We start from the raw sequence: 21,847 nt of genomic DNA, 5'->3' as shown, positions 1-21,847 counted from the left end.
TGCAAAAAACAATAAAGAGGCGCCTGTGAAACCGATCCCCAACATCAACATCGGCCAGGTCTACGACCAGCGCTACAGCGATGCCGACGTGCATTACGACCGGCTCGGCAATCTGGCGGGGTTTTTCGGGCGCAATATGCCCGTGCATCGGCATGACCGGTTTTTCCAGGTGCATTACGTCAAGAGCGGCGCCGTGCGGGTCTACCTCGACGATCAGCAGTACCTGGAATCCGGGCCGATGTTTTTTCTCACGCCGCCCACGGTAGCCCATGCCTTTGTCACCGAAGCCGATGCCGACGGCCATGTCCTGACCGTGCGCCAGCAACTGGTACGGGCGCTGATTGATGCCGACCCGAGCCTTGCGCCCGGCCCGCAGATACCGCCCGCCTGCGTCGCGCTGGCACGCCTGGCACCCACGTTTGAGCCCGAGATCAAGCGGCTGGAGTGGCTGTTCGACGAGCTGTGCAACGAGGTCAACAGCACGGGCGCCGGGCGGGCGACAGCCCTGGAAAGCCTGACCCGCCTGATCATGATCAGCCTGCTGCGCCTGTGCGCCAATTCCCTGGAAGCGCGCCCGGCGCGCCACGAAGACTTGCGCATCTTCCATCGCTTCAATGAACTGATCGAAGACCACTATTTGCTGCATTGGCCGCTGTCGGCGTACGCCGAGCACATTGGCGTGACCGAGGCGCGGCTCAACGACGTATGCCGGCGTATTGCCGACCTGCCGTCCAAGCGCCTGGTGCTGGAACGGCTGATGCAGGAAGCCCGGCGCCTGCTGCTGTTTACCGGCAGTTCCGCGAATGAAATCTGCTACCAGTTGGGGTTCAAGGACCCGGCCTATTTCAGCCGGTTCTTCCAGCGTTATGCACAGATGACGCCGGGGGAGTACCGCCTGCGTCAATCGGGCCTGCGTTGATCACCACAGCGCCAGGCTGTAGCCGACGATGATGCGGTTTTCGTCGATATCACTGGTCAGGCCGTTGCTCGACCGCAGGGTCGCGTTACGCAGCCTGACGTTGACGTTTTTCAGCGGCCCGCTCTGCACGGTGTAGGCCAGGTCGGTATCGCGCTCCCATTCGCGGCCATTGCGCACGCTGGCGGTCTGCACATGGCCGCCGTCCACATAGCGCGTCATAAAGGTCAGCCCCGGCAGGCCGAGGGCGGCGAAGTTGTAGTCATAGCGCGCTTGCCAGGCATCGGTCTCGGCCTTGGTGAACACATTGATGGTTACCAGGTTGACCGAGTAGGGGTCCATGCCGGGGTAGGCGAAATCGCCATGGCCTGACAGGTTCTGGTAGCCCAGGCCGAACTTGTGCGCCCCTGTCGACAGGCTCAGCATGCCGTTGAAGAACCGGTTGTCGATGCGCCCGCCATCCACCCGCGAAGCGCCGCGCAATTCATGGCTGCCCTGTTCGCGGGTATCGAAGTAGCGCAGGTCGCTGCGCAGGCTCATGCCGTTGCTCAGCGGCAGGTCATGCACCAGGCCGATGAAGTGCTGGCGGTAGATATCCTGCATCTGTGCGTAGTAGTAAGTCGTCGCCAACTGTGGGGTGATTGCATAGGTGCCGCCGGCCAGGTCCAGGTGGCTGCTGTCGACGCCGGCATAGCTCATCGCGTCGTTGCTGGAAGAGTCGCGCAGGTTTTGTTTTTCCAGGCGGCCGAGGTTCAGGGTCAGGCCGGCGATGTCCTGGGAGGTGAGCAACTCGCCGCTATAGGTCGAAGGCAGTAGCCGGGTGTCGTTGTAGGCGGCCACCGGCAGTTGCGGCTGCAGGGTGCCGGCCTTGAGCACGGTTTTCGAGACCCGCACCTTGGCCGTCAGGCCCAGTTCACTGTAATTGTCGACGGGTTGCTGGCTGGCGCCATACGGCAGCAGCCCGGTGCCACGGCGGTCGCGGCTGGAGTCGAGCTTGACCCCCAGCTCACCCAGGGCATCCACGCCAAAGCCCACCCGGCCTTCGGTGTAGCCCGACTCCAGGCGCAGCACAAAGCCTTGGGCCCACTCATCGGCCTTGTTCTGCGGCGCGTTGGTTTGGCGAAAGTCGCGGTTCATATAGAAGTTGCGCAGGTCGAGGCTGGCCTTGCTGTCCTGGATAAACTCGGCGTAGGCGCTCAAAGGGCTGAACGTAGCGCACAGGCCAGCGCTGGCCGCCAGGGGAAGGAGGCGCAAATGCATGACAGATTCCTTTTGTTGTTTTTGTAGGTATCGCCCTTCGGATCGCTGAAGGGAGTGGCATATTGTTAACATGTTATATTTATTATGGGTAGACAATTTGCGCTGCTTCAAAATAATTCGTGTCGAGGTTAACGAGTTTGTGTGGCGGCCGGCTTGCATGCCCGTGGAGCCGACCCTAAGCTTCGACGCTTCGATCTCTTTTGTGCGTGAGCCATGTCCACTCCCAGACCTTCCCTGACGCTGACCCTGCTGCAGGCCCGCGAAGCCGCCATGGCGTTTTTCCGGCCGTTGCTCAATGAACATCAATTGACCGAGCAGCAGTGGCGGGTGATTCGGATCCTGCGCCAGCAGGGCGAACTGGAGAGCCATCAGTTGGCGCACCTGGCCTGCATCCTCAAACCGAGCATGACCGGCGTGTTGGCGCGCCTGGAACGTGACGGCATCGTGCGTCGGCGCAAGTCCAGCGAAGACCAGCGCCGCGTGTTCGTGACCCTCACCGAGCAGGGGCAACAGTGCTTCGTCGAGATGAGCGCGGGGATGGAAAGCAACTACCAGAAGATCCAGGAACAGTTCGGCGAAGAGCAATTGCAGCAACTGCTCGACTTGCTCAACCAGTTGAAAAACATCAAGCCCTAAGCTGTTGCCGGCGATGGCGCCTCATACCGCGCCGCACACAGGTTGAACACTCATGGAAAGACGGCAATTCAGCGGCGGGATGAAAGGCAAGAACCTGCGCTACCTGAACGAAACCCCGGGCCAGGCCCAACGCCAGGTGCGTGCAGGGTTTGTGTTGCTGGAACACTTTTCCCTGCCGGCCTTCACCCAGGCGCTGGACACCCTGATCACCGCCAACCTGCTGCGCCCGGGGTTGTTCACTTCACGCACTTTTGGCCTGGACGAGCAGGAGGTGATCAGCGACCTGGGCCTGGTGATTCGCCCGGACGCGCGCCTCGACCACAACGCCCTGGGCGACCTTGATCTGTTGGTGATTTGCGGCGGCTATCGCACCCAGCTCAAGGCCGGTGAAAGCTTTATCGAACTGCTCAAGGCTGCAGCGCAACAGGGTGTGATCCTCGCCGGCCTATGGAACGGCGCGTGGTTTCTGGGCAAGGCCGGGGTGTTGGACGGCTATCGCTGCGCCATTCACCCGGAACATCGCCCGGCCCTGACGGAAATCGCCAAGGCCACCCAGGTCAGCAGCGAGCCCTATGTGATTGATCGCGACCGACTGAGCGCGTCCAGCCCTTCGGGCGCGTTCCATATGGCCCTGGACTGGATCAAGAGCCTGCACGACAAGGCGCTGGTGGAGGGCATTGAAGATATCCTGGCGTTTGAGGAGTCGCGTTACCGGCGGATCAAGCCCGCCGAAAATATCTGCGTGAGTGCGCCGCTGCGCGAGGTGGTGCGCCTGATGGATGCCAACCTCGAAGAACCCCTGGCCCTGGAGCAACTGGCGGTGTATGCCGGGCGCTCGCGGCGCCAGCTGGAGCGCTTGTTCCGCGAGCAGTTGGGCACCACACCGCAGCGCTACTACATGGAGCTGCGCATCACCGAGGCCCGGCGCCTGCTGCAGCACACCGAACTGTCCCAGGTCGAAGTGCTGGTGGCGTGCGGGTTTGTGTCGCCCAGCCACTTCAGCAAATGCTACAGCGCCTACTTTGGCTACCGGCCTTCAAAGGAAACCCGGCTGGTGAAGTAACCCCCCCATTTCTACGCGGAATGCGTCGCCGGTTTGCTCGCCGTTGCGCGCTTGACGCAATGCGCCAGCGCCTGCTCGATATCCGCCAGCAGGTCTGCGATATCCTCCAGCCCCACCGATAAGCGCACCAGTCCTTCGGCAATCCCGTGCTGGGCACGTTCCTCCGGGGTGTAGGTGGAGTGGGTCATGCTGGCCGGGTGCTGGGCCAGGGATTCGGCGTCGCCCAGGCTCACTGCGCGGCTGAACAGCTTGAGCGCGTTCATGAAGCGTTTGCCGGTGGCGATGCCGCCCTTGAGTTCAAAGGCAATCATGCCGCCCGACAGTTTCATCTGACGTGCTGCCAACTCGTATTGCGGGAAGGAGCGCAGGCCGGGGTAGGTCACCGACTCGACTGCCGGGTGGGCCTGCAAGGCCTCGGCCACGGCCTGGGCATTGCTGCAATGGCGATCCATGCGCAGGGCCAGGGTCTTGAGGCCGCGCATCAATAGAAAGGCGTCCTGGGGCGACAGTACGGCCCCGGTCAGGTCCTTCAAGCCCTGCAGGCGAATGCGCTGCGCCAGGTCATGGCGGCTGACGGCGATCCCGGCAGTGATATCGCCATGCCCGCTGAGGTACTTGGTGGCCGAATGCACCACCACATCCGCGCCCAGTTCCAGCGGGCGTTGCAGGTACGGAGTGCAGTAGGTGTTATCAACCACCATGGTCACGTTGGCTTGCTGGTGAGCGATCTTCGCCACGGCGGCAATGTCGATCAATTGCAGGTTGGGGTTGGCCGGGGTTTCGCAGTAGATCATGCGGGTCGCGGGGGAGAGTGCGGCACGCAGGGCGTCGAGGTCTGCCAGGTCGACATGGCGCACCTTGATGCCGAACTCACCAATGCCATGGTGCAGCAGGGCGAAAGTACAGCCGTACAGGGTCTGGCTGACGATCACCTCATCGCCGGGGCGTAATAGGGTCCAGAAGGTCGCCGCAATCGCGCCCATGCCGGAACTGAACGCCACTGCGGCCTCGCCGCCCTCTAGGGTGGCCATGCGTGATTCCAGCAGCGCCAGGGTCGGGTTGGAAATGCGCGTGTAGAAGTGCCCGCTTTCTTCACCGGCAAAACACCCTGCGCCGTATTCGGCGGTCGGGAAGGCAAAGGTCGCCGACAGATAGATCGGCGGCACCAGGGCACCGTGATGGTCTTGCGCATCGTAGCCGTAGTGAATGGCACGGGTAGAAAAGCCGAATGTGTTGTGTTTATTGTGCATGTCGGACACTCCTTATTTCCTACAATGCTATGCTCATAACCGAGGCAGAACGTTGCCTACTTTGCCGAGAAAAGCCTGTGGCGAAGGATGAAATCCCATAAAAATAACAACTTGAGGCAAGACATGCCCAGCAGCCTGGACCGTACCGACAAAGCCCTGCTCAACGCCCTGCAAGGCAACGCTCGCCTGACCGTCGCCGAACTGGCCGAGCGCGTGTCCCTGACCACCTCGCCCTGCTGGCGAAGGGTCAAGAACCTGGAAGACAGCGGCGTGATCAGCGGCTACCAGGCGATCCTTTCGCCCAAAGCCCTGGGCTACGGGGTTACGGCCTTTGTCAGCATCATGATGGATACCCACTCCAAGGAAATCGCCCGGGCGTTTGAACAGCGGTTGCTGGACATCCCGGAAATCGTCGCCTGCCATAACGTGTCCGGCCGCTATGATTTTTTACTGGAAGTGGTGGCCAGGGACCTGGAGTCCTTCGGCGAATTTGCCCGTGAGGTGTTGCAGACATTGCCGTGTGTGAAGGAAATCTACTCGAGCTTTTCCTACAAGTCGGTCAGGCCGTTGCGGGTGATTCCGTTGCCGGGATGACGAGGCACTCGTGGGCATTGCGCAAGGCCGTGGTGCTTTCCTGCCGGCTTAAGAGATAAATCGTATTTCTTGCTCCGCTGTGACCCTTCAAGCCCATACGGTACTGCCGGATGCTAAAGGGCAGGGGGGCGATGTCTGGTTTGTAAGCAATGATAAAGATATGTCCGTGCCCAAAGCCCAGCCTGGTGATGCCGGTCGCCATACGCTCATCCATGAACTGGGCCACGCAATGGGGCTTACGCACCCCGGCAACTACAACGGCATTCTCGATCGTTCGAAGATCGACTCCCATGAAGACTCTCAAAGCCATAGCGTCATGAGCTATCGGGGCGAACACACGACCTATGCCAATCATGGGGGCTTTCGGGCGTCGGCTCCCCAGCTCGACGATATTTACGCTTACCAATCCAAATATGGCGTCAATCACCAGACCCGCAAAGACGACACCACGTATGGCTTCAATTCCAATACCGGTCGTGACTTCCTGAGCGTCAATACCAAGCACGACAAAATGGTCGCCGCCATTTGGGACGGTGGCGGCAATGACACGCTTGACTTCTCGGGCTACAGCCAAGACCAGAAAATCAGTCTTGAAGAGGGTACGTTTTCCGATGTGGATGGCCTAAAAGGCAACGTTTCCATTGCTTATGGCGCCACTATCGAGAATGCCAAGGGTGGGACAGGCAACGATTGGCTGGTGGGCAACGCCGCGAATAACGAACTGCGCGGTGGCGATGGCAACGACTCCAGCGCCACGGCACCGGACCGGATCCAGGACTTTGTCAGCGGCGAGGACAAGGTTGACGTGTCAGGTATCAGGGCGCAGCTGGGTGATAAACCGTTGCAGTTTGTCAGCCGTTTTACCGGGGTGAGCGGTGAAGCCATCGTCGCCTATGACCGACAGTCGAACATGAGCACGTTGCAGATTTCGGGAAAACCCAGCCAGCCGGCCTTTGTCCTGGAGGTGCAGGGAGAACTGCAGCGCAGTGATATCGTGAGCTGATCGCTAAAGGTGTCCAAGGGCGGTGGGCCAGTCCTGGCTGTTCAGTACACCCAGCACCTTGAGCTTGCCATGCGCATTGATTTGAACGAACAGTGAGCTGCCATATTCGGCGCCATCAGCGTGGGGGTAACCCAGCACTCGCTCCAGGTCACCGATGCATTCGCTGTGGGTGACCAGCAACAGGTTGCGCCCAGGGCGTTTGCGTACCGGCAGATCGTGGGCGAGGGCCGTGCCACATAAGGTCAAGCGGTCGGGCAATATCTGGGCATCGCCGAACATGAGTCGCGAGGTTTGCACGGTACGCGTGGTAGGGCTGCTCACCACATCGCTGTGGGACATGCCCAGGGTGTGGAACGCGCTACCCACGGCGACGGCCGAGACACCGCCGGGGCGGCTCAAGCCATCCGCAGGGCCCAGGCAGGGGTTGCCGGAGCGGTCGCAGCGTTCTTCATGGCGCACCAGTACGATCAGGTCGCCACTGCGCCAGGCCGCCAAGGCTCCCGAAGTGACCAGGCGATTGTCGATTCCCAGGTTCGGCGGCGTGGTTGGCCAGAGCATTGCGCCCATCACCACCAGGCACAGGGCGATGAGCGCAACGAAACGCAGCCATAACTGCTTGAAGGTTTTCGCCCGGGCCTCATCCGGGCAATTTATGTCAACCACACTCTTCACCCTGACACCTGAGATACAGCCATTTAAGTTGCTGGGCAATTTAGGGGCCGGGGCGTGGTCGGCCAGTGAAAGCGATGTGAAAAAATTGCCTGGGTGGCGAGGGATAAGTCCCTCGCAACAAGGTCAGTTTCTCCTACAGCACTGATCACATCCTCCTTACATCTATTTGAAAAAATACTGTACAGATATACAGTATTATCCTACAGTCCATCCCAGGTGAACGGATTTCACCGCGCACCGACGCCACAATTTTTTAACTATGGATGGATAAAAAATGAAATCGAAAAAAGCCTTTATGCTGGGCGCGGCCATGGCGGCCTCCTGCTTCGTTTCGGCCTTTGCAATGGCCGAACAATACCCTTCGCAAGCCCCAGCCAAACTGTCCGCCCAGGCAGTCAAGCAAGCGGTCGACCAAGTGCTTAAAGTGGGGGGCAAGGTCCAGTCGTCGAAATTGTCGGTCGAACTCAAGCAAAAACTCAAGGCGGCCAAGGCAGCCAAGCCCAAGGCCCTGGCGAGCAAAGCCGCAGCCAGCGCTGCGCCCTTTGAGGCGGTGATCGGCGAGTTGCAAAAGCCGCAGCAGGATCAACTGCAAGGCGCAGCGATCGCGGCTTTTACCCCACAGTTCCCGACCCTGGATATCAACACTCTGTACACCCTCACCGGGGTAGAGACCGGGGCCGAAATCGCCTATCACTTCAACCTGCCGAAAAACGCTCGCATCCAGGTCCAACTGCTGAACCAGAGCGCCGGTACCGATATGTCGTTGAGCCTGTTCCATGACGATGGTCAGGGCAACCTGACGCTGCTGGGCACCTCTGATAACGCAGATAGCGCTGATGAATACCTCAACGGCGTGATGCCTGCCGGCGATTACTACTGGTACATGGTGGCCAAAGCCGCGAGCAATTCGCAGTTCAGTTTTGGCGTGGCGGTGGACAGCAATATCGACGCCTTCGAGCCCAACGACACCGCGCAAACCGCGTTCGCCCTGCCGGATGCCCTGAACCAGGTGACCGGCAACCTCGACAGCGTCAACGATGTCGATTACTTCGACTTCACCGCGCTGCGTGGCCAGGGTGTGGGCATGTTCCTTGGCGATGACGGCGAGGGCACCCGCGACCAGTGGATCTTCGAGCGCTTCGATGGCAACAATTGGGTGGTGATCCAGCCAAACAACACCTCCACCTACCCCAACCTCACGCCTGGCTACACCGTCAAGGTTCGGGTGCGGGCCAACCCGGCAGTGGCGCTCAACCCGCAGGCGCGATACCTCTTGTCTTTTGGCTCGGCGCCGCGACTGAACCAGAGCAATGTGAATGGCGATAACGTGGTGCGCATTCCCAGTTCGATCATGCAACTGGCCACCCAGGCTGCCCGTAGCCTGAGCTGGAGCACCCAATGGTCGGACAGCACCGGTGAGCCGTTGCGGGGTGTGACCCCGGTGCTGCGGGTCGACAAGCGTTTCGATAACACCATCAACTACCACTGGGTCAACTACGAGGCCAAGACCGGTATCACCGGCGCGGCCTCCGGCAATGTCGACCTGGGCACCTGCTCCGGCGATCTCAATGCGGTCTACCCGGACAGCTCGTCCGGCCAGACTTACAACTGGCGGACCTGGTTCAACATGGGCGGCTGGCGCATCGAGCTCAAAGAGTTCCCCGGTGTTGGCGTGGGCGGCAACATCACGCAGTACGTAAGCCTGGGGCATATCTGCAGCCAGACCATCGTGCGCTAACCGAAAACGGCTTGCCGGCGATCGCCGGCAAGTCGGCTTCTACAGCGCCAGTTTCAGTGGCAAGCGGGCCATGCTGGTGTTCTTCAGCGAGCCCAGGTACAGCCAGTCGCCATGCTCGCGCGCCGTGGTCACCGGCGAATAGTTGCCGGCACTGCCATCCTGCAAATTAGCGATCACCTGGCCATGCACGTCCAACCCCAGCACAAAGGCTTTGCGCTCCACGGGCTTGGGCAGCACCAGCAGCGCACGTACCACCATCTTGCGGACCGCCGGGTAACCGGCCAAGCCATCAAGCAGCGGGTTACGCGGTGAATACAGGGCTACCCAGAACCGATCCCGGCCGTTGAAGGTGAGGTTGTCCGGCAACCCTGGCAGGTTGTCGATAAACAGGTCATGGGTGCCCGCCTTGTCGCCCTTGAGCCAATAGCGACTGATGCGATAGGCCCCGGTCTCATTGACCAGCACATAGGCCTCATCCGGCCCCAGCGCCACGCCGTTGGCAAATTGCAGTTGATCGAGCAACACCTCGGTCTGGCCGTTGCTGAAGTCATAGCGCAACAAGCGGCCATCGCCACCATGCTCGATCACCGCCTCACCATCCTGGCCATAGCCCCAGCGGCTCGACGCGTCGCTGAAGTAGGCGTAGCGCCCGGCCGTATCCACCGTCACATCATCGGTAAAGCCGAAGGGCAGGCCATTGGCGCTGGTCGTCAGGCTGGCCAGTTTGCGCTGGCCGTCCAGTGCCAGCAGGCCTTTGATCCCGTCGGCAATGATCAGCCGCCCGTCCGGGTGTTGCGCCAGGCCCAGCGGCCGCCCCCCGGTATGGGCCAGCACCTCCAGGGTCTGGCTGTCGGGTGCGGTGCGGATGATCCGCCCGTCATGCAGGCCGGTGATCAGAAAACCCTTGGCATCCACCAGCAACGCTTCAGGCCCGTCGATGCCCTGGGCACCGATACGCTGGACGTCCTTCAGGCGCTGGTTTTCGCTGTAGGGCCCATCCTTCAGCGAGGGGGCCTTGGGTGGTGTCCAGTTGACCGGTTGCACCTGGGTGGGCATCAGCAGCAGGAAGGCCACGACGACGATCAATACCAGGAGCAGCAAGTGGCGGATTTTTTGATTCATGGTGTGTCCCGAGGGGCTTTGGAGGGGGGCGTGACCGGCTCCCAGTGCAACGTGCCGAACAGATAGTCCATCAGCGGCAGCACAATGTTGAAGTTGCGCCCTTGCATCAACTCACGGCGGTGGTGCAACGCATGGAGCTGGTGCATGTGCCGGATCCACGGCAGGCGTGCCAGGGGATGGTCGGAGGGCAGATGTTCACAGGCATGGAAGGTTTCGTAGAGCAGGTAACCGAGGATCATACACCCGGCGAACAACCCCGCCACGTTGGGGTTTAACTGCTTGAGCAGCCACCAGGCGGGGAGGGTGATGGCAAGGCTATGGACAACGATCAGCCAGGCGGGAAACAGGATCACCCGCCAGTCCCTGGTGCTGTCGTAGGTCATATGGCCAGGGGTGAAAAAACTGTGGTGATCGCCGGTGTGGCGTGCATAGAACAGCTTGGCGACAGCGTGTTTGTGATGGCCCAGGTGGCGGTGGACGAGGTAGATGCACAGGTTGAAGAACACCAGGGTCAGGGGGATGGTCAGCCATTCCCAGGCCTGAATGTGCTGGGTGCTGCCCCATGCCAGGAGGATGCAGGACAAACCGTAGAGCAGTACAAAACCGGCATGCAGCCACGGGTTATAGCGTGGGTGGACAGCGGCACGGTAGCGTTCGCGAAAGGCCTCGGTGGGATGGGTCATGGCGTCGCTCGTTGTATTTTTTGTTGGTGAGTGAGCTTAGTCCGGCCTGAGGATTTTGCGAGCTGAGCTTGCCCCTGTGGGCGCTGGCTTGTCGGGTCGCCACATCGCTGCGATCACGCCAGTAAGAACACCCCGGGTGTGCGCCTTAACGACCCACGCGAGCATGCCCACACCCACAAGGGATATCGCAAGGGGCTTGCACCCACCTCATTTCCTTGCTAGCTTCTGGCAAAATGTTAACGATAACATTTGCTCTAAAAATAAAAACAAAACAGAGAACCACGCCATGAAAATGCTTCGCAAAACCCTGTGTTTGTTGGCTTTAAGCATCTCCACCGTCGCCCTGGCCGACACCAAGCCTGCCCCCATGCGCATCGGCGCTTCCTTCCAGGAAATCAACAACCCGTACTTCGTCACCATGAAAGACGCCCTGCAAGAAGCGGCGGCGACCATCGGTGCGCAATTGATCATCACCGATGCCCGCCACGACGTGTCCAAGCAGGTCAGTGACGTGGAAGACATGCTGCAAAAGGGCATCGACATCCTGCTGATCAACCCCACGGATTCGGTCGGCGTACAGTCCGCCGTCAAATCGGCCCACGCCGCGGGTGTGGTGGTGGTTGCAGTGGATGCCCAGGCCGAGGGGCCGCTGGATTCCTTCGTTGGCTCGAAAAACTTCGACGCCGGCTTCCAGGCCTGTGAATACCTGGCCAAGAGCATCGGCGACCAAGGCAATATCGCGATCCTCGACGGCATCGCCGTGGTACCGATCCTCGAGCGCGTGCGCGGTTGCAAGGAAGCCGTGGCCAAGCACCCGCAGATCAAGATCGTCAGCATCCAGAACGGCAAGCAGGAACGTGACCAGGCGCTGAGCGTGACCGAAAACATGCTCCAGGCCCAACCCACCCTCAAGGGCATTTTCAGCGTCAATGACAACGGCTCCCTCGGCGCACTGTCGGCCATCGAGGCCAGCGGCATGGACGTCAAGCTGGTCAGCGTCGATGGCGCACCGGAAGCGATCAAGGCCATCCTCAAGCCAGGCAGCAAGTTTATTGCCACCTCGGCGCAGTACCCCCGCGACCAGATCCGCCTGGCCTTGGGCATCGCCCTGGCGAAGAAGTGGGGCTCCCATGTCCCCGCCAGTATCCCGGTGGACATCGCCCTGATCGACCAGGCCAAGGCCAAGGATTTCAGCTGGTAAACCGTCCATGCCCCACGTCAATCGTGGGGCACAGGGCATCCTTCTGAACGAGAGGTCGGCGGTATGAGCAGTCTTTTGCAACTGGAAAATATCTGTAAGCGCTACCCCGGGGTGCAAGCCCTCAAGTCCATCAACCTGCAGGTGGAACGCGGCGAAATTCATGCCTTGCTCGGGGAAAATGGCGCGGGCAAATCGACCCTGATGAAAATCCTCGGCGGCGTCGAGCACCAGGATGAAGGGCGCATTCTGATTGACGGGCAGGCCCGACACTTTGCGACGTATCGCGATGCGATTGCCGCCGGTATCGGCATTGTCTTCCAGGAGTTCAGCCTGATTCCCGACCTCACGGCCGTGGAGAATATTTTCCTCGGCCATGAGCTGAACAACCGCTTCGGCCTGCTGCGCAAGCGCGATATGCATGAGGCGTCCCAGGCATTGTTTCAGCGCCTGGGGGTGAGCATCGACCTGCAATGCCCGGTGCGGCGCCTGAGCGTGGCCGAGCAGCAGTTTGTCGAAATCGCCAAGGCCCTGGCCCTGGAGGCGCGGCTGCTGGTGCTCGATGAACCCACCGCGACCCTGACGCCGAGCGAGGCCGAACTGCTGTTCGAGATCATGCGCGAACTCAAGCGCCAGGGTGTGGCGGTGATTTTTATCTCGCACCATCTGGAGGAGATCTTCCAGGTTTGCGACCGCATCAGCGTGTTGCGCGACGGCGGCAATGCTGGCGTCACCGACGTGGCCGACAGCGATATTGACCGCCTGGTGGAGATGATGGTGGGCCGCAAGCTGGAATGCAGTTTTCCCGCCAAACCCACCGCCGCGCGCGGGCCGCTGCTGCTGGAGGTCAGGGATATCCAGTTGCAGCGCAATGGCCCCCACAACCAGTTCCACCTGCACCAGGGCGAAATCCTCGGCTTTGCCGGGCTGGTCGGTTCGGGCCGTACCGAGCTGGCACTGGGGATGATGGGCGCACTGCCGTCGGTGACCAAGGATGTGTGGTTGCGCGGCGCCAAAATCAGCCTCGACGACCCGGCCCAGGCGTTGGCCCACGGCATCGGCCTGTTGCCGGAAAGTCGCAAGAGCGAAGGCCTGATCACCGATTTCAGCATTCGCGAAAACATCTCCATCAACAACCTGCACAAGTACCAGGGCGCCAGCGGCCTGATCGACAAGGGCAAGGAGTGCGCCAGCGTCGAAGCGTTGATGCAGCAACTGTCGATCAAGGCGCCGAGTGGCGAAAGCCGGGTGTTCAACCTGAGCGGCGGCAACCAGCAGAAAGTGGTGATTGCTCGTTGGATCAACCATCACTGCGATGTGCTGGTGTTCGATGAACCAACCCGTGGCATCGACGTCGGCGCCAAGGCACAGATCTACGCGCTGATGCGCAAGCTCACCGAGCAAGGCTACGCAATCATCATGATTTCCTCCGAACTGCCGGAAATCATCGGCATGTGCGACCGCGTCGCCGTGTTCCACAAGGGCGCCATCGTCAAGGTACTGGAAGCGTCCGCCGTCAACCCACAAGAGGTCATGCGCCATGCAACAGGGGGCTCAAGTGAATACGTCCATTAACCGCGCAGGTACCCAGGGGTTACGGCTGAACCTGGCACGACTGGTGCGCTCGCCGGCGTTCTATCCGTTTATCGGGCTGCTGGTGGTCACGGCGGTGATGATTGTGGCCAGCGACAACTTCCTCACCGCCAGCAACCTGTCCAATATCGGCCGCCAGGTGTCGATCAACGCGATCATCGCGGTGGGCATGACCTGCGTGATCCTCACCGGTGGTATCGACTTGTCGGTGGGGCCGGTGATGGCCTTGTCCGGCACCCTGACCGCCGGGCTGATGGTCGCGGGCCTGCCGCCGGGCCTGGCGATTGGCGCGGGCCTGTTGATCGGCGTGGCCTTTGGTATCGGTAACGGGCTGTTCGTGGCGTACCTGCATATGCCGCCGATCATCGTCACCCTGGCGACCATGGGCATCGCCCGGGGTTTTGGCCTGATGTACACCGATGGTTATCCGATTTCCGGGCTGCCGGAGTGGTTTGGTTTCTTTGGCCGCCAAAGCCTGCTGGGCATCCAGGTGCCGATCCTGATCATGCTGGTCACCTACCTGATGGCCTACGTGCTGCTGCAACACACACGCATCGGTCGCTACATCTACGCCATCGGTGGCAACGAAGAGGCGGTGCGCCTGTCCGGGGTGCGCGCGGCGCGCTTCAAGTTGCTGGTGTATGGCATCAGCGGCCTGACCGCAGCGATTGCCGGGCTGGTGTTGACCTCGCGCCTGATGAGTGGCCAACCCAACGCCGGCATCGGTTTCGAGCTGGATGCGATTGCCGCGGTGGTCCTGGGCGGCGCCTCGATTGCCGGTGGGCGCGGGGTGATTGTCGGCACCTTGCTCGGCGCCATGCTGTTGGGCGTGTTGAACAACGGCCTGAACATGCTCGGGGTCTCGCCCTATGTGCAGAGCGTGATCAAGGGCGCAATTATTTTGCTGGCGATCTTTATCAGCCGTCAGCGCCACAAGTAAAAAAACCAGCACCTCGACGCGGCCGCCGTGGCCGCGACGGGCTCTCTCATCTTCAATAAAGGTCAGTACATCATGGATAAGCACAGCCAAATGCAAGCCGTCGTCTGCCACGGCCCGAAAGACTACCGCCTGGAGCGCATCAGCAAACCCCTGGCGCGGCCCAATGAACTGGTGATCCGCATTGCCGCCTGCGGGATCTGCGCCAGTGACTGCAAATGCCACTCGGGCGCGGCGATGTTCTGGGGTGGCGACAATCCGTGGGTCAAGGCGCCGGTGGTGCCGGGGCACGAGTTTTTCGGTTACGTGGAGCAAGTGGGCGAGGGCGCCGAGGAGCACTTTGAGGTCAAGGTCGGCGACAAGGTCATCGCCGAGCAGATCGTGCCCTGTGGCAAGTGCCGCTTCTGCAAGTCCGGCAAGTACTGGATGTGCGAAGTGCACAACATTTTCGGCTTCCAGCGCGAAGTGGCCGAAGGGGGCATGGCCCAGTACATGCGCATCCCCAAGACCGCCATCGTGCACAAGATTCCCGAGTCGGTGTCCCTGGAGGATTCGGCGTTGATCGAGCCCATGGCCTGCGCGATCCATACGGTCAACCGTGGCGACCTGCAACTCGATGACGTGGTGGTGATTGCCGGTGCCGGCACCCTGGGCCTGTGCATGGTCCAGGTGGCTGCGCTGAAGACCCCGAAAAAGCTGGTGGTGATCGACATGGTCGACGAGCGCCTGGAGCTGGCGAAAAAATACGGCGCCGATGTGGTGATCAACCCGGCCCGTGACAACGCCCGTGCGATCATCAACGGCCTGACCGACAGCTACGGCTGCGACGTGTATATCGAGACCACTGGCGTGCCGGCCGGCGTGACCCAGGGCCTGGATTTAATCCGCAAGCTGGGGCGGTTTGTCGAGTTCAGCGTGTTCGGCGCCGAGACCAGTGCCGACTGGTCAATCATCGGTGACCGCAAGGAACTGGACGTACGCGGCGCACACCTGGGGCCGTATTGCTACCCGGTGGCCATCGACCTGTTCGAGCGCGGCCTGGTGACATCCAAGGGCATCGTCACCCACGATTTCCCCCTGGATAACTGGGCCGAAGCGTTCGACCTGGCCAACTCGGTGAAGTCGATCAAGGTGCTGCTCAAGCCGGGGCAATAAGTATGAAATACGTGATTGGCGTGGACATTGGCACCCAAAGCACCAAGGCGCTGTTGGTGGATGGTGAGGGTCGGATCATTGCCCAGCACAGCCAGGGCTATCGCGTGGACACGCCAAAAGTGCGCTGGGCCGAGCAGTGGCCGCAGGTCTGGCTGGACGCGGTGGAGGCCTGTGTGGCCGGGTGCATGGGCAAGGCCGGGGTCGTCAAAGAGCAGGTCAAGGCGCTGTGCATCAGCAGCCTGTACGGCGGCTCGGGGATAGCCGTGGATGCGCAGATCAAGCCGCTGCACCCATGCCTGATCTGGATGGACCGCCGCGCCGGCGAGCAGGTGGCCTGGGTCCGCGAGCAGGTTGACCTGGAGCGCCTGTTCGCGGTCACCGGCAACTCCCTGGACAGCTACTACGGCTTCACCAAGATGCTCTGGCTCAAGCAGCACCAGCCTGAAGTCTGGGCCAACACCCGCTACCTGCTGCCGCCCAACAGCTATATCAATTACTGCCTGACCGGTGAGGTGGCGGTGGATCACAGCAGCGCCGGCAATATCGGCGGGGTCTATGATGTGGCCGCGCGCGGCTGGTCCGTCGAGATGCTGGCGGCGCTGGATATCCCGTTGGCAATGATGCCCGAGCGCTTGCTGTATTCGGGCGAAGTGGTGGGCGGTTTGCTGCCGGAATGGGCTAGGCGCCTGGGCCTGGCGCCGGGCATGCCGGTGCTGGCCGGTGGCGTCGATGCGGCGATGGCGACCCTGGCGGCCGGCGTCACCCGGCCGGGCAACCACGTGGCGATGATCGGCACCAGCATGTGCTGGGGCTACCTCAACCAGCAGGTGGATGCCCGCCATGGCCTGGTGAGCATGCCCCATGTCTATAACGGCCAGCAGGACCTGTACATCTTTGGCGGCGCGATTACTGCCGGTGCCTCGGTAAGCTGGTTTCGCGAGCAGTTCTGCCAGGCCGAGGAGCAACAGGCCCAGGCCACCGGCCAAGACAGCCTGTGGCTGCTGGAACAGCGCGCGCGCGAGATCCCGGCGGGCAGTGAAGGGCTGTTGTTTTTGCCCTACCTGATGGGCGAGCGCAGCCCGGTGTGGGATGACCAGGCCAGCGGCAGTTTTGTCGGCCTGAACCTCTATCACAGCCGCATCCACCTGTACCGCGCGGTGCTCGAAGGCGTGAGTTTTGCCCTGCGGCACAATATCGAGGCGGGCATGCGCGGTGCCCATTCCCTGGACCCACGGTTGATCGTGGTGGGCGGCGCGAGCCATTCGGATTTGTGGATGCAGATTATCGCGGATGTCACCCGCTACCCGGTGTACACCATCGTCCAGGAAGTGGAGGCGGCGCTGGGCGCAGCGTTGTTGGCGGCGCATACGGTGGGGCTGGTGGATAAGGCGCAAATGGACAAAGGCTGGGTGCAGTTGCAGCTGCGGGCCGAGCCTGGGGCTGAAAATGTGCAGGCATACGACCGCGCTTTTGCCGACTACCTGAGGCTGTATCCGGCACTCAAACCGATCATGCACAGCCTGCAAATGAGTTAAGTGAACACAGACCAAGATTTGGGAGCAGGCAAACCAGCTCCCACAGGGGTTCTCCATTGCATTCGAGACCGTCATCCATGACCACCACCTTCGACTTCAGCCACCAGCGCATCCTTGTTACCGGCGCCACCAGCGGTATTGGCCGGGAAATCGCCCTGCAACTGATCGCCAGCGGCGCCCAGGTCTTTGCCATCGGCCGCGATGCCCACGCCCTGTCCCAATTGGGTTGTGCAACCCTGTGCCTGGACATCGCCAACAGCGCCGCCCTGGACCTGGCCCTCAAGGACTTGCCGCCCATGCACGGCCTGGTCAATTGCGCCGGGATCTCGCGCCTGGAACCGGCAGCGGCGATCAGCAGCGCCGCCTTCGACCACGTGATGAACGTCAACGCCCGCGCCGCCGCGCAAGTCGCCAGCCGGGTGGCGGCGGCGATGATCGCGGCAGGTATCGCCGGCAGTATCGTCAACGTTTCCAGCCAGGCCTCGTTGGTGGCGCTGGAGGATCACCTCGGTTATTGCGCGTCCAAGGCTGCCCTGGATGCGATCACCCGTGTGCAATGTGCCGAATGGGGACGTTTCGGGATCCGCGTCAACAGCGTCAACCCCACCGTGACCCTCACGCCGATGGCGCAACAGGCCTGGTCCGACCCGGCCAAGCGCGACCCGGCTCTGGCGGCGATTCCCCTGGGGCGTTTTGCGCAGCCCCGGGAAGTGGCGTTGCCGGTGCTGTTCCTGTTGAGTGAGGCTGCGAGCATGATCAGTGGGGTCAGCCTGCCGATTGATGGCGGCTACACCAGCCGCTAGCCGTTCTCCAGCTTGCCGGCGATCACCACCTTGTCCCGGGGTTTGTGCGGGTCTTGCAGGCGGTCGAGCAACAGGCGCACCGCACTGCTGCCGGCCAGCGACGCATCGTGGGCCACGCAGGCAATCGGCACGCCGAAGATATCGGCAAACGGCAGGCGGTCGATGCCGCAGATGGTCAGGCTGTCGTGGGGGATATTGTGCATGCGCAAGGCGCGCAGGGCGCCGAGGGTGATCAACTGGTTGAAACCCATGATCGCCTCCGGCGCGGGGTGCGCGGCCAGGTAGTCGAGGGTGTGCAGGTAGGAGGGCATCAAGGTGTAGTCGCCGGCGCACACTTCGACCTGCACCTGGGGGTGCTCGGCGAGCACTTCGCGCAGGCCCTTGAGGCGCTCCACGGTGATGCGTGAATGCTGCGGCCCGGTCAGTACCAGCAGGCGCTTGAGCGCCGGGTTCTGGCGCAACAGGTACTGCGCGGCCTCGATCCCGCTGTGGTAGTTGTCCAGCACCACGCGGCTGAACGGGCTGTCGTGGATCGTGCGGTCGAGCAGCACCACCGGGGTCTTGCCGTTGCCCAGGCGCTCCAGGTAATCGGGCTGGTAGTCGGGCTCGTCGGAGACCGGCGACAGGATAATCCCCGCCACGCGATAACCCAGCAGGGTATCCACGGCCTTGCTTTCCAATTCTTCCAGCTCGTCGGTGTCCACCAGCATGATGGTGTAGCCGTGCTTTTTCGCCTCGCGGGAAATCGCCTTGATCATTTCGCTGTAGAACGGGTTGTCCACCGACGCGGTGATCACCCCGATGATCAGGCTTTCACTGCGCTTGAGCCCGCGAGCAAAGGCGTTGGGCACATAGTCCAGCTCCCGCGCCACCTCAAGGATCCGCGCCAGGGTGGCGGGCTTGACCAGGTCAGGTTTGCTCAACGCCCGCGACACCGTGATGGTGGTCATATTGACGCGTTTGGCGATGTCGCTGATGGTGACGGATTTTTTCTTGTTCATCGGCAGGTGGGACCAGGAGAAAACATCAGGAGGCTACCATGGGCATCGGTTCAAAGCACCGGATCCCAACGCTGTGACCAATCGCTCTCGGCCTTGACCACCCCGCGCAGCAGCACCAGGGCCTGCTGCAGGATCGCCGAATCACGCTCACGCGAGTACACCAGGTAGGTCGGGAAACTGAACTCCGGGGCCTTGGGCACGCGCTCCATCACGCCGCTCTCGAGATAGCTCTGCACCACCCGCGTGCGGAAATAGCCGCTGCCACCGTTCTCCAGGATGTACTGCAAGGCCAACGGCCCCAGGTTGAAACTCACAGCCGCGCGGGCCTTGTCCGGCAGGGCGGCGTCGTGTTGCTGGCGAAAGCCCGCGCCCCAGTCGATATACACATAGGGATCGGGGCGGGCGGCCAGGCGCACCAGGATCAGTTTTTCCTCCAGTACCTGCTCCACCTGCAACCCCGGCCAGTACTGTGGCTGGAACACCAGCGCCGCATCCAGCACCCCCAGTTCCAGCTGGCGCAACAGGTACTCCCCGTCACGCACTTCGGTGCGCAGCGCATGGCTGGGGATGTGTTCGCGCAGGGCCTTGGCCCAACCGAGGATCAGCGGGTTGCACAGGCTGACTTCGCCGCCGATATGCAACACATTGCGATAGCCCTCGGGTAACGGCAGGTCGCGGCGTGCGGCTTCCCAGGTTTGCACCAGTTGATTGGCATACACCACGAATGCCTCGCCATCGGCCGTCAACCGCGCCCCGGCGCGGTTGCGCACAAACAGGGTGCTGTCGAGCTGGCTTTCGAGCTTTTGCACCCGGGCGGTGATGGCGGTCTGGGTAACGTGCAGTTTCTCGGCGGCTGCGGCCAGGCTGCCGCAGCGGGTGATTTCCAGGAAAGTGCGTGCCAGTTCGATGTCCATGTCGGCTCCGAGGCAGGAGCGAGCGTGCTCGCGAAAAGTGTCAACGATACCACGCGCCTCTTCGATGAGTGCGTTGCTCCAGGGCTCAGCGCGTGCGCGTGGGCTCACGCTTTCCTTAAGGAAAGGCCTATGTCTGCTCGCTGTGTGCAGGGCTAGTTTGGGATGTGCCCAGGCGGGCTCGTCCCCCGGCATTTCTCACCACTTCACTGCACCAGTGAAAAGGAGACGCAACATGTCGACTTCAACAACGTTTAACCTTTCTCCCTTTGCCAGCAATACCGTGACTCACTTGGATCGTGTCCTTCACCACGATCAACGCGGTGGCGAACGCACAATCAACGGCAAACCTTCATATACCGTCGAGCAGGCCGCCGATGAGATAACCCGTGACAATTCTCGTTGGCACGATACCAATGGTGATGGAAAAACTGATGTCACCTACCAGTTTCGAACGACGGCCGGGCCGTTTTTTCGGGCATTGGGCCTGAGTGGGTTCAGTGAATTCAATCAGGCCCAGAAGGATTCAGCGCGGCAGGCCATGGACCAATGGTCGGATGTGGCGAATGTGCGCTTCACCGAACAGGCTCAGGGAGCGGTGAGTGAGGGCAATATCAACTTTGGAAACTTCAATGAAAGCGCTGACGGCAAAAACGCTTTCGCGACGACGCTGCCTTCTGAAACGACACAGCGATATCTGGCGGCAAACCCGCGTATTCCACGGTTCGGTGCAGCCTCTGAAATATGGCTGGCCGGATCGGATGAGGTCCATACAGCCCCCAGCCATTCCAACGACGGGCACAGAACCACCGCCCACGAACTGGGGCATTCCCTGGGGTTGTCGCACCCGTTCAGAAGCCTTCCTACAGGTTCGAGTTACGCGACGGCTACCTACGCGGAGGACACCAGCGGGCATAGCATCATGAGCTACTGGAGTGAGCAGCATACTGGCCAGTCCTTCGTAAAAAACGGCATCAACTACCAGCCCTCTACACCGATGGTGGATGACATGGCCGCCATCCAGAAACTCTACGGGGCGAACCACGAAACCCGGACGGGCGATAACACCTATGGCTTCAACTCCAATGCCGACCGTGAGGCTTATCGTTTGAGTTCATCCAGAGACGCTCCGGTGTTTACAGTCTGGGACGGTGGTGGTGTAGACACGCTGGATTTTTCTGGGTTTAACGATAATCAGGTGATCAATCTCAACGAAGGCGCACCGTCGGATGTCGGCGGGATGAAAAAGAATGTATTCATTGCCAAGGGCACGACCATCGAAAACGCCAAGGGTGGGGCGGGAAACGATATTTTTATCAGCAACCTTACCCAGAACATATTGACTGGCGGCGGTGGCAGGAACTCCTACCTGTTCTTGAATGCGCAGCAATCGACACCGCAGAGTCCTGATCGAATCACCGACTTCGTGTCGGGCAAGGACAAGATCGACGTGTCCAACCTGCGGGCGACGGGGCCAGAGGCTACTTATGTGGATGAGCGTGACGTTTCAGTGGTTGATGAAGCGCTGCATGGAGTTGAATCAGCGCCGAGGCGTGACATTGCGGAAAAACCCATGAGGTTCGTCAGCCGGTTTACCGGTGAAGGTCGACAGGCCATTTTGGAGTACGACGCTCAAGCCCATCAGTCCACGCTGCAGATTGACCTGAACGGTGATCGTCGCGCCGACTTCCTGCTCAAGATTGATAGTGAGCAGCCTTTGAAGGGCTCCGATATCAAAGCCTAAGCCCGCAGCAACCTGTAGTCGGAGCCGGTCAGC

Annotated in this window: 20 protein-coding genes; 13 read left to right on the top strand and 7 right to left on the bottom strand. The window is 61.2% G+C overall.

The genetic code is table 11. The features are described 5' to 3' along the window. Nucleotides 1–25 precede the first annotated feature (25 nt). Nucleotides 26–919 carry a 4-hydroxyphenylacetate catabolism regulatory protein HpaA gene (gene hpaA / locus K1X80_RS18500; RefSeq protein WP_057441645.1) on the top strand — a complete coding sequence of 298 codons (894 nt, stop codon included), beginning with the start codon at nucleotides 26–28 and terminating at the stop codon, nucleotides 917–919. On the opposite strand, the gene K1X80_RS18495 is transcribed toward hpaA, so the two are convergent. After that, a complete protein-coding gene (locus K1X80_RS18495; protein ID WP_216312267.1) occupies nucleotides 920–2,176 on the bottom strand; it encodes an OprD family porin in 1,257 nt (418 codons plus the stop codon). A 213-nt stretch (nucleotides 2,177–2,389) separates the two neighbouring features. Here K1X80_RS18495 and hpaR point away from each other — a divergent pair, with 213 nt between their 5' ends. Both hpaR and K1X80_RS18485 read left to right on the top strand, forming a co-directional pair. Continuing rightward, nucleotides 2,390–2,812, top strand: a complete 423-nt coding sequence (hpaR, locus tag K1X80_RS18490; protein ID WP_057441641.1) for a homoprotocatechuate degradation operon regulator HpaR — start codon at nucleotides 2,390–2,392, stop codon at nucleotides 2,810–2,812. Between the two features lie 52 nt (nucleotides 2,813–2,864). Further along, nucleotides 2,865–3,875 (top strand): GlxA family transcriptional regulator, encoded by a 1,011-nt coding sequence (locus K1X80_RS18485; RefSeq protein ID WP_081044276.1) that lies wholly within the window; start codon nucleotides 2,865–2,867, stop codon nucleotides 3,873–3,875. Between the two features lie 11 nt (nucleotides 3,876–3,886). On the opposite strand, the gene K1X80_RS18480 is transcribed toward K1X80_RS18485, so the two are convergent. Further along, nucleotides 3,887–5,125 (bottom strand): methionine gamma-lyase, encoded by a 1,239-nt coding sequence (locus K1X80_RS18480; protein ID WP_057960118.1) that lies wholly within the window; start codon nucleotides 5,123–5,125, stop codon nucleotides 3,887–3,889. A gap of 123 nt (nucleotides 5,126–5,248) precedes the next feature. On the opposite strand from K1X80_RS18480, the gene K1X80_RS18475 reads away from it, so the two are divergent. After that, nucleotides 5,249–5,719, top strand: coding sequence for an Lrp/AsnC family transcriptional regulator (locus K1X80_RS18475; protein ID WP_032863716.1), 471 nt, complete (start codon nucleotides 5,249–5,251; stop codon nucleotides 5,717–5,719). 160 nt (nucleotides 5,720–5,879) lie between these two features. Next, a complete protein-coding gene (locus K1X80_RS18470; protein ID WP_220172401.1) occupies nucleotides 5,880–6,722 on the top strand; it encodes a M10 family metallopeptidase C-terminal domain-containing protein in 843 nt (280 codons plus the stop codon). Between the two features lie 3 nt (nucleotides 6,723–6,725). On the opposite strand, the gene K1X80_RS18465 is transcribed toward K1X80_RS18470, so the two are convergent. Then, nucleotides 6,726–7,385: a histidine phosphatase family protein gene (locus K1X80_RS18465; protein WP_258571523.1), complete on the bottom strand. Its 660-nt coding sequence runs from the start codon at nucleotides 7,383–7,385 to the stop codon at nucleotides 6,726–6,728. A 283-nt stretch (nucleotides 7,386–7,668) separates the two neighbouring features. Between K1X80_RS18465 and K1X80_RS18460 the strand changes: the two genes are divergently transcribed. Then, entirely contained in the window at nucleotides 7,669–9,132 is a 1,464-nt protein-coding gene (locus K1X80_RS18460) for a hypothetical protein (protein WP_186625949.1), read from the top strand. A gap of 39 nt (nucleotides 9,133–9,171) precedes the next feature. Here the strand turns inward: K1X80_RS18460 and K1X80_RS18455 are convergent, their stop codons facing one another. Together K1X80_RS18455 and K1X80_RS18450 are read right to left on the bottom strand one after the other, a co-directional pair. Further along, complete coding sequence (locus K1X80_RS18455; RefSeq protein WP_220172399.1) at nucleotides 9,172–10,254, bottom strand: SMP-30/gluconolactonase/LRE family protein; 1,083 nt, start codon at nucleotides 10,252–10,254, stop codon at nucleotides 9,172–9,174. Further along, on the bottom strand, nucleotides 10,251–10,937 hold the full coding sequence (locus K1X80_RS18450; RefSeq protein ID WP_057960113.1) for a sterol desaturase family protein: 687 nt from the start codon (nucleotides 10,935–10,937) through the stop codon (nucleotides 10,251–10,253). The genes K1X80_RS18455 and K1X80_RS18450 overlap by 4 nt, the downstream gene beginning before the upstream one ends. 286 nt (nucleotides 10,938–11,223) lie before the next feature. On the opposite strand from K1X80_RS18450, the gene K1X80_RS18445 reads away from it, so the two are divergent. The 6 genes from K1X80_RS18445 to K1X80_RS18420 all read left to right on the top strand — a co-directional run bounded on the left by K1X80_RS18445 (nucleotide 11,224) and on the right by K1X80_RS18420 (nucleotide 18,158). Then, entirely contained in the window at nucleotides 11,224–12,138 is a 915-nt protein-coding gene (locus tag K1X80_RS18445; RefSeq protein WP_057444288.1) for a substrate-binding domain-containing protein, read from the top strand. Between the two features lie 63 nt (nucleotides 12,139–12,201). Next, entirely contained in the window at nucleotides 12,202–13,710 is a 1,509-nt protein-coding gene (locus K1X80_RS18440; RefSeq protein ID WP_057960112.1) for a sugar ABC transporter ATP-binding protein, read from the top strand. Then, on the top strand, nucleotides 13,676–14,668 hold the full coding sequence (locus K1X80_RS18435) for an ABC transporter permease (RefSeq protein ID WP_115128590.1): 993 nt from the start codon (nucleotides 13,676–13,678) through the stop codon (nucleotides 14,666–14,668). The genes K1X80_RS18440 and K1X80_RS18435 overlap by 35 nt, the downstream gene beginning before the upstream one ends. Before the next feature lie 72 nt (nucleotides 14,669–14,740). Beyond that, the gene (locus tag K1X80_RS18430; RefSeq protein ID WP_115128589.1) at nucleotides 14,741–15,820 is read left to right on the top strand and encodes an alcohol dehydrogenase catalytic domain-containing protein; all 1,080 of its coding nucleotides are present in this window, start codon (nucleotides 14,741–14,743) and stop codon (nucleotides 15,818–15,820) included. A gap of 2 nt (nucleotides 15,821–15,822) precedes the next feature. Beyond that, a complete protein-coding gene (locus tag K1X80_RS18425) occupies nucleotides 15,823–17,355 on the top strand; it encodes an FGGY-family carbohydrate kinase (RefSeq protein WP_115128588.1) in 1,533 nt (510 codons plus the stop codon). Nucleotides 17,356–17,432: 77 nt separating this feature from the next. Further along, entirely contained in the window at nucleotides 17,433–18,158 is a 726-nt protein-coding gene (locus K1X80_RS18420; RefSeq protein ID WP_128593331.1) for an SDR family oxidoreductase, read from the top strand. Here the strand turns inward: K1X80_RS18420 and K1X80_RS18415 are convergent. Further along, nucleotides 18,155–19,159, bottom strand: a complete 1,005-nt coding sequence (locus K1X80_RS18415; protein WP_057441621.1) for a LacI family DNA-binding transcriptional regulator — start codon at nucleotides 19,157–19,159, stop codon at nucleotides 18,155–18,157. The two genes, K1X80_RS18420 and K1X80_RS18415, sit on opposite strands and share 4 nt — an antisense overlap. 50 nt (nucleotides 19,160–19,209) lie before the next feature. Then, a complete protein-coding gene (locus K1X80_RS18410) occupies nucleotides 19,210–20,073 on the bottom strand; it encodes a LysR family transcriptional regulator (RefSeq protein ID WP_057960108.1) in 864 nt (287 codons plus the stop codon). A 232-nt stretch (nucleotides 20,074–20,305) separates the two neighbouring features. Between K1X80_RS18410 and K1X80_RS18405 the strand changes: the two genes are divergently transcribed. Further along, a complete protein-coding gene (locus K1X80_RS18405; RefSeq protein ID WP_198830953.1) occupies nucleotides 20,306–21,814 on the top strand; it encodes a M10 family metallopeptidase C-terminal domain-containing protein in 1,509 nt (502 codons plus the stop codon). Nucleotides 21,815–21,847: the final 33 nt, after the last annotated feature.

Origin of the sequence: Pseudomonas sp. So3.2b (assembly GCF_019464415.1) — a bacterium.
Taxonomy (GTDB): Bacteria; Pseudomonadota; Gammaproteobacteria; order Pseudomonadales; family Pseudomonadaceae; genus Aquipseudomonas; species Aquipseudomonas shahriarae.
Note: the sequence above shows the minus strand (reverse complement) of the source record. Positions and strands in the feature narration are given on the sequence as shown.

Bases quoted from the DNA above. Each gene is read 5' to 3' on its own strand.
- K1X80_RS18495 (WP_216312267.1), bottom strand. From the start codon at position 2,176: ATGCATTTGCGCCTCCTTCCCCTGGCGGCCAGCGCTGGCCTGTGCGCT.
- hpaR (WP_057441641.1), top strand. From the start codon at position 2,390: ATGTCCACTCCCAGACCTTCCCTGACGCTGACCCTGCTGCAGGCCCGC.
- K1X80_RS18485 (WP_081044276.1), top strand. From the start codon at position 2,865: ATGGAAAGACGGCAATTCAGCGGCGGGATGAAAGGCAAGAACCTGCGC.
- K1X80_RS18480 (WP_057960118.1), bottom strand. From the start codon at position 5,125: ATGCACAATAAACACAACACATTCGGCTTTTCTACCCGTGCCATTCAC.
- K1X80_RS18475 (WP_032863716.1), top strand. From the start codon at position 5,249: ATGCCCAGCAGCCTGGACCGTACCGACAAAGCCCTGCTCAACGCCCTG.
- K1X80_RS18470 (WP_220172401.1), top strand. From the start codon at position 5,880: ATGTCCGTGCCCAAAGCCCAGCCTGGTGATGCCGGTCGCCATACGCTC.
- K1X80_RS18460 (WP_186625949.1), top strand. From the start codon at position 7,669: ATGAAATCGAAAAAAGCCTTTATGCTGGGCGCGGCCATGGCGGCCTCC.
- K1X80_RS18455 (WP_220172399.1), bottom strand. From the start codon at position 10,254: ATGAATCAAAAAATCCGCCACTTGCTGCTCCTGGTATTGATCGTCGTC.
- K1X80_RS18450 (WP_057960113.1), bottom strand. From the start codon at position 10,937: ATGACCCATCCCACCGAGGCCTTTCGCGAACGCTACCGTGCCGCTGTC.
- K1X80_RS18445 (WP_057444288.1), top strand. From the start codon at position 11,224: ATGAAAATGCTTCGCAAAACCCTGTGTTTGTTGGCTTTAAGCATCTCC.
- K1X80_RS18440 (WP_057960112.1), top strand. From the start codon at position 12,202: ATGAGCAGTCTTTTGCAACTGGAAAATATCTGTAAGCGCTACCCCGGG.
- K1X80_RS18435 (WP_115128590.1), top strand. From the start codon at position 13,676: ATGCAACAGGGGGCTCAAGTGAATACGTCCATTAACCGCGCAGGTACC.
- K1X80_RS18430 (WP_115128589.1), top strand. From the start codon at position 14,741: ATGGATAAGCACAGCCAAATGCAAGCCGTCGTCTGCCACGGCCCGAAA.
- K1X80_RS18425 (WP_115128588.1), top strand. From the start codon at position 15,823: ATGAAATACGTGATTGGCGTGGACATTGGCACCCAAAGCACCAAGGCG.
- K1X80_RS18420 (WP_128593331.1), top strand. From the start codon at position 17,433: ATGACCACCACCTTCGACTTCAGCCACCAGCGCATCCTTGTTACCGGC.
- K1X80_RS18415 (WP_057441621.1), bottom strand. From the start codon at position 19,159: ATGAACAAGAAAAAATCCGTCACCATCAGCGACATCGCCAAACGCGTC.
- K1X80_RS18410 (WP_057960108.1), bottom strand. From the start codon at position 20,073: ATGGACATCGAACTGGCACGCACTTTCCTGGAAATCACCCGCTGCGGC.
- K1X80_RS18405 (WP_198830953.1), top strand. From the start codon at position 20,306: ATGTCGACTTCAACAACGTTTAACCTTTCTCCCTTTGCCAGCAATACC.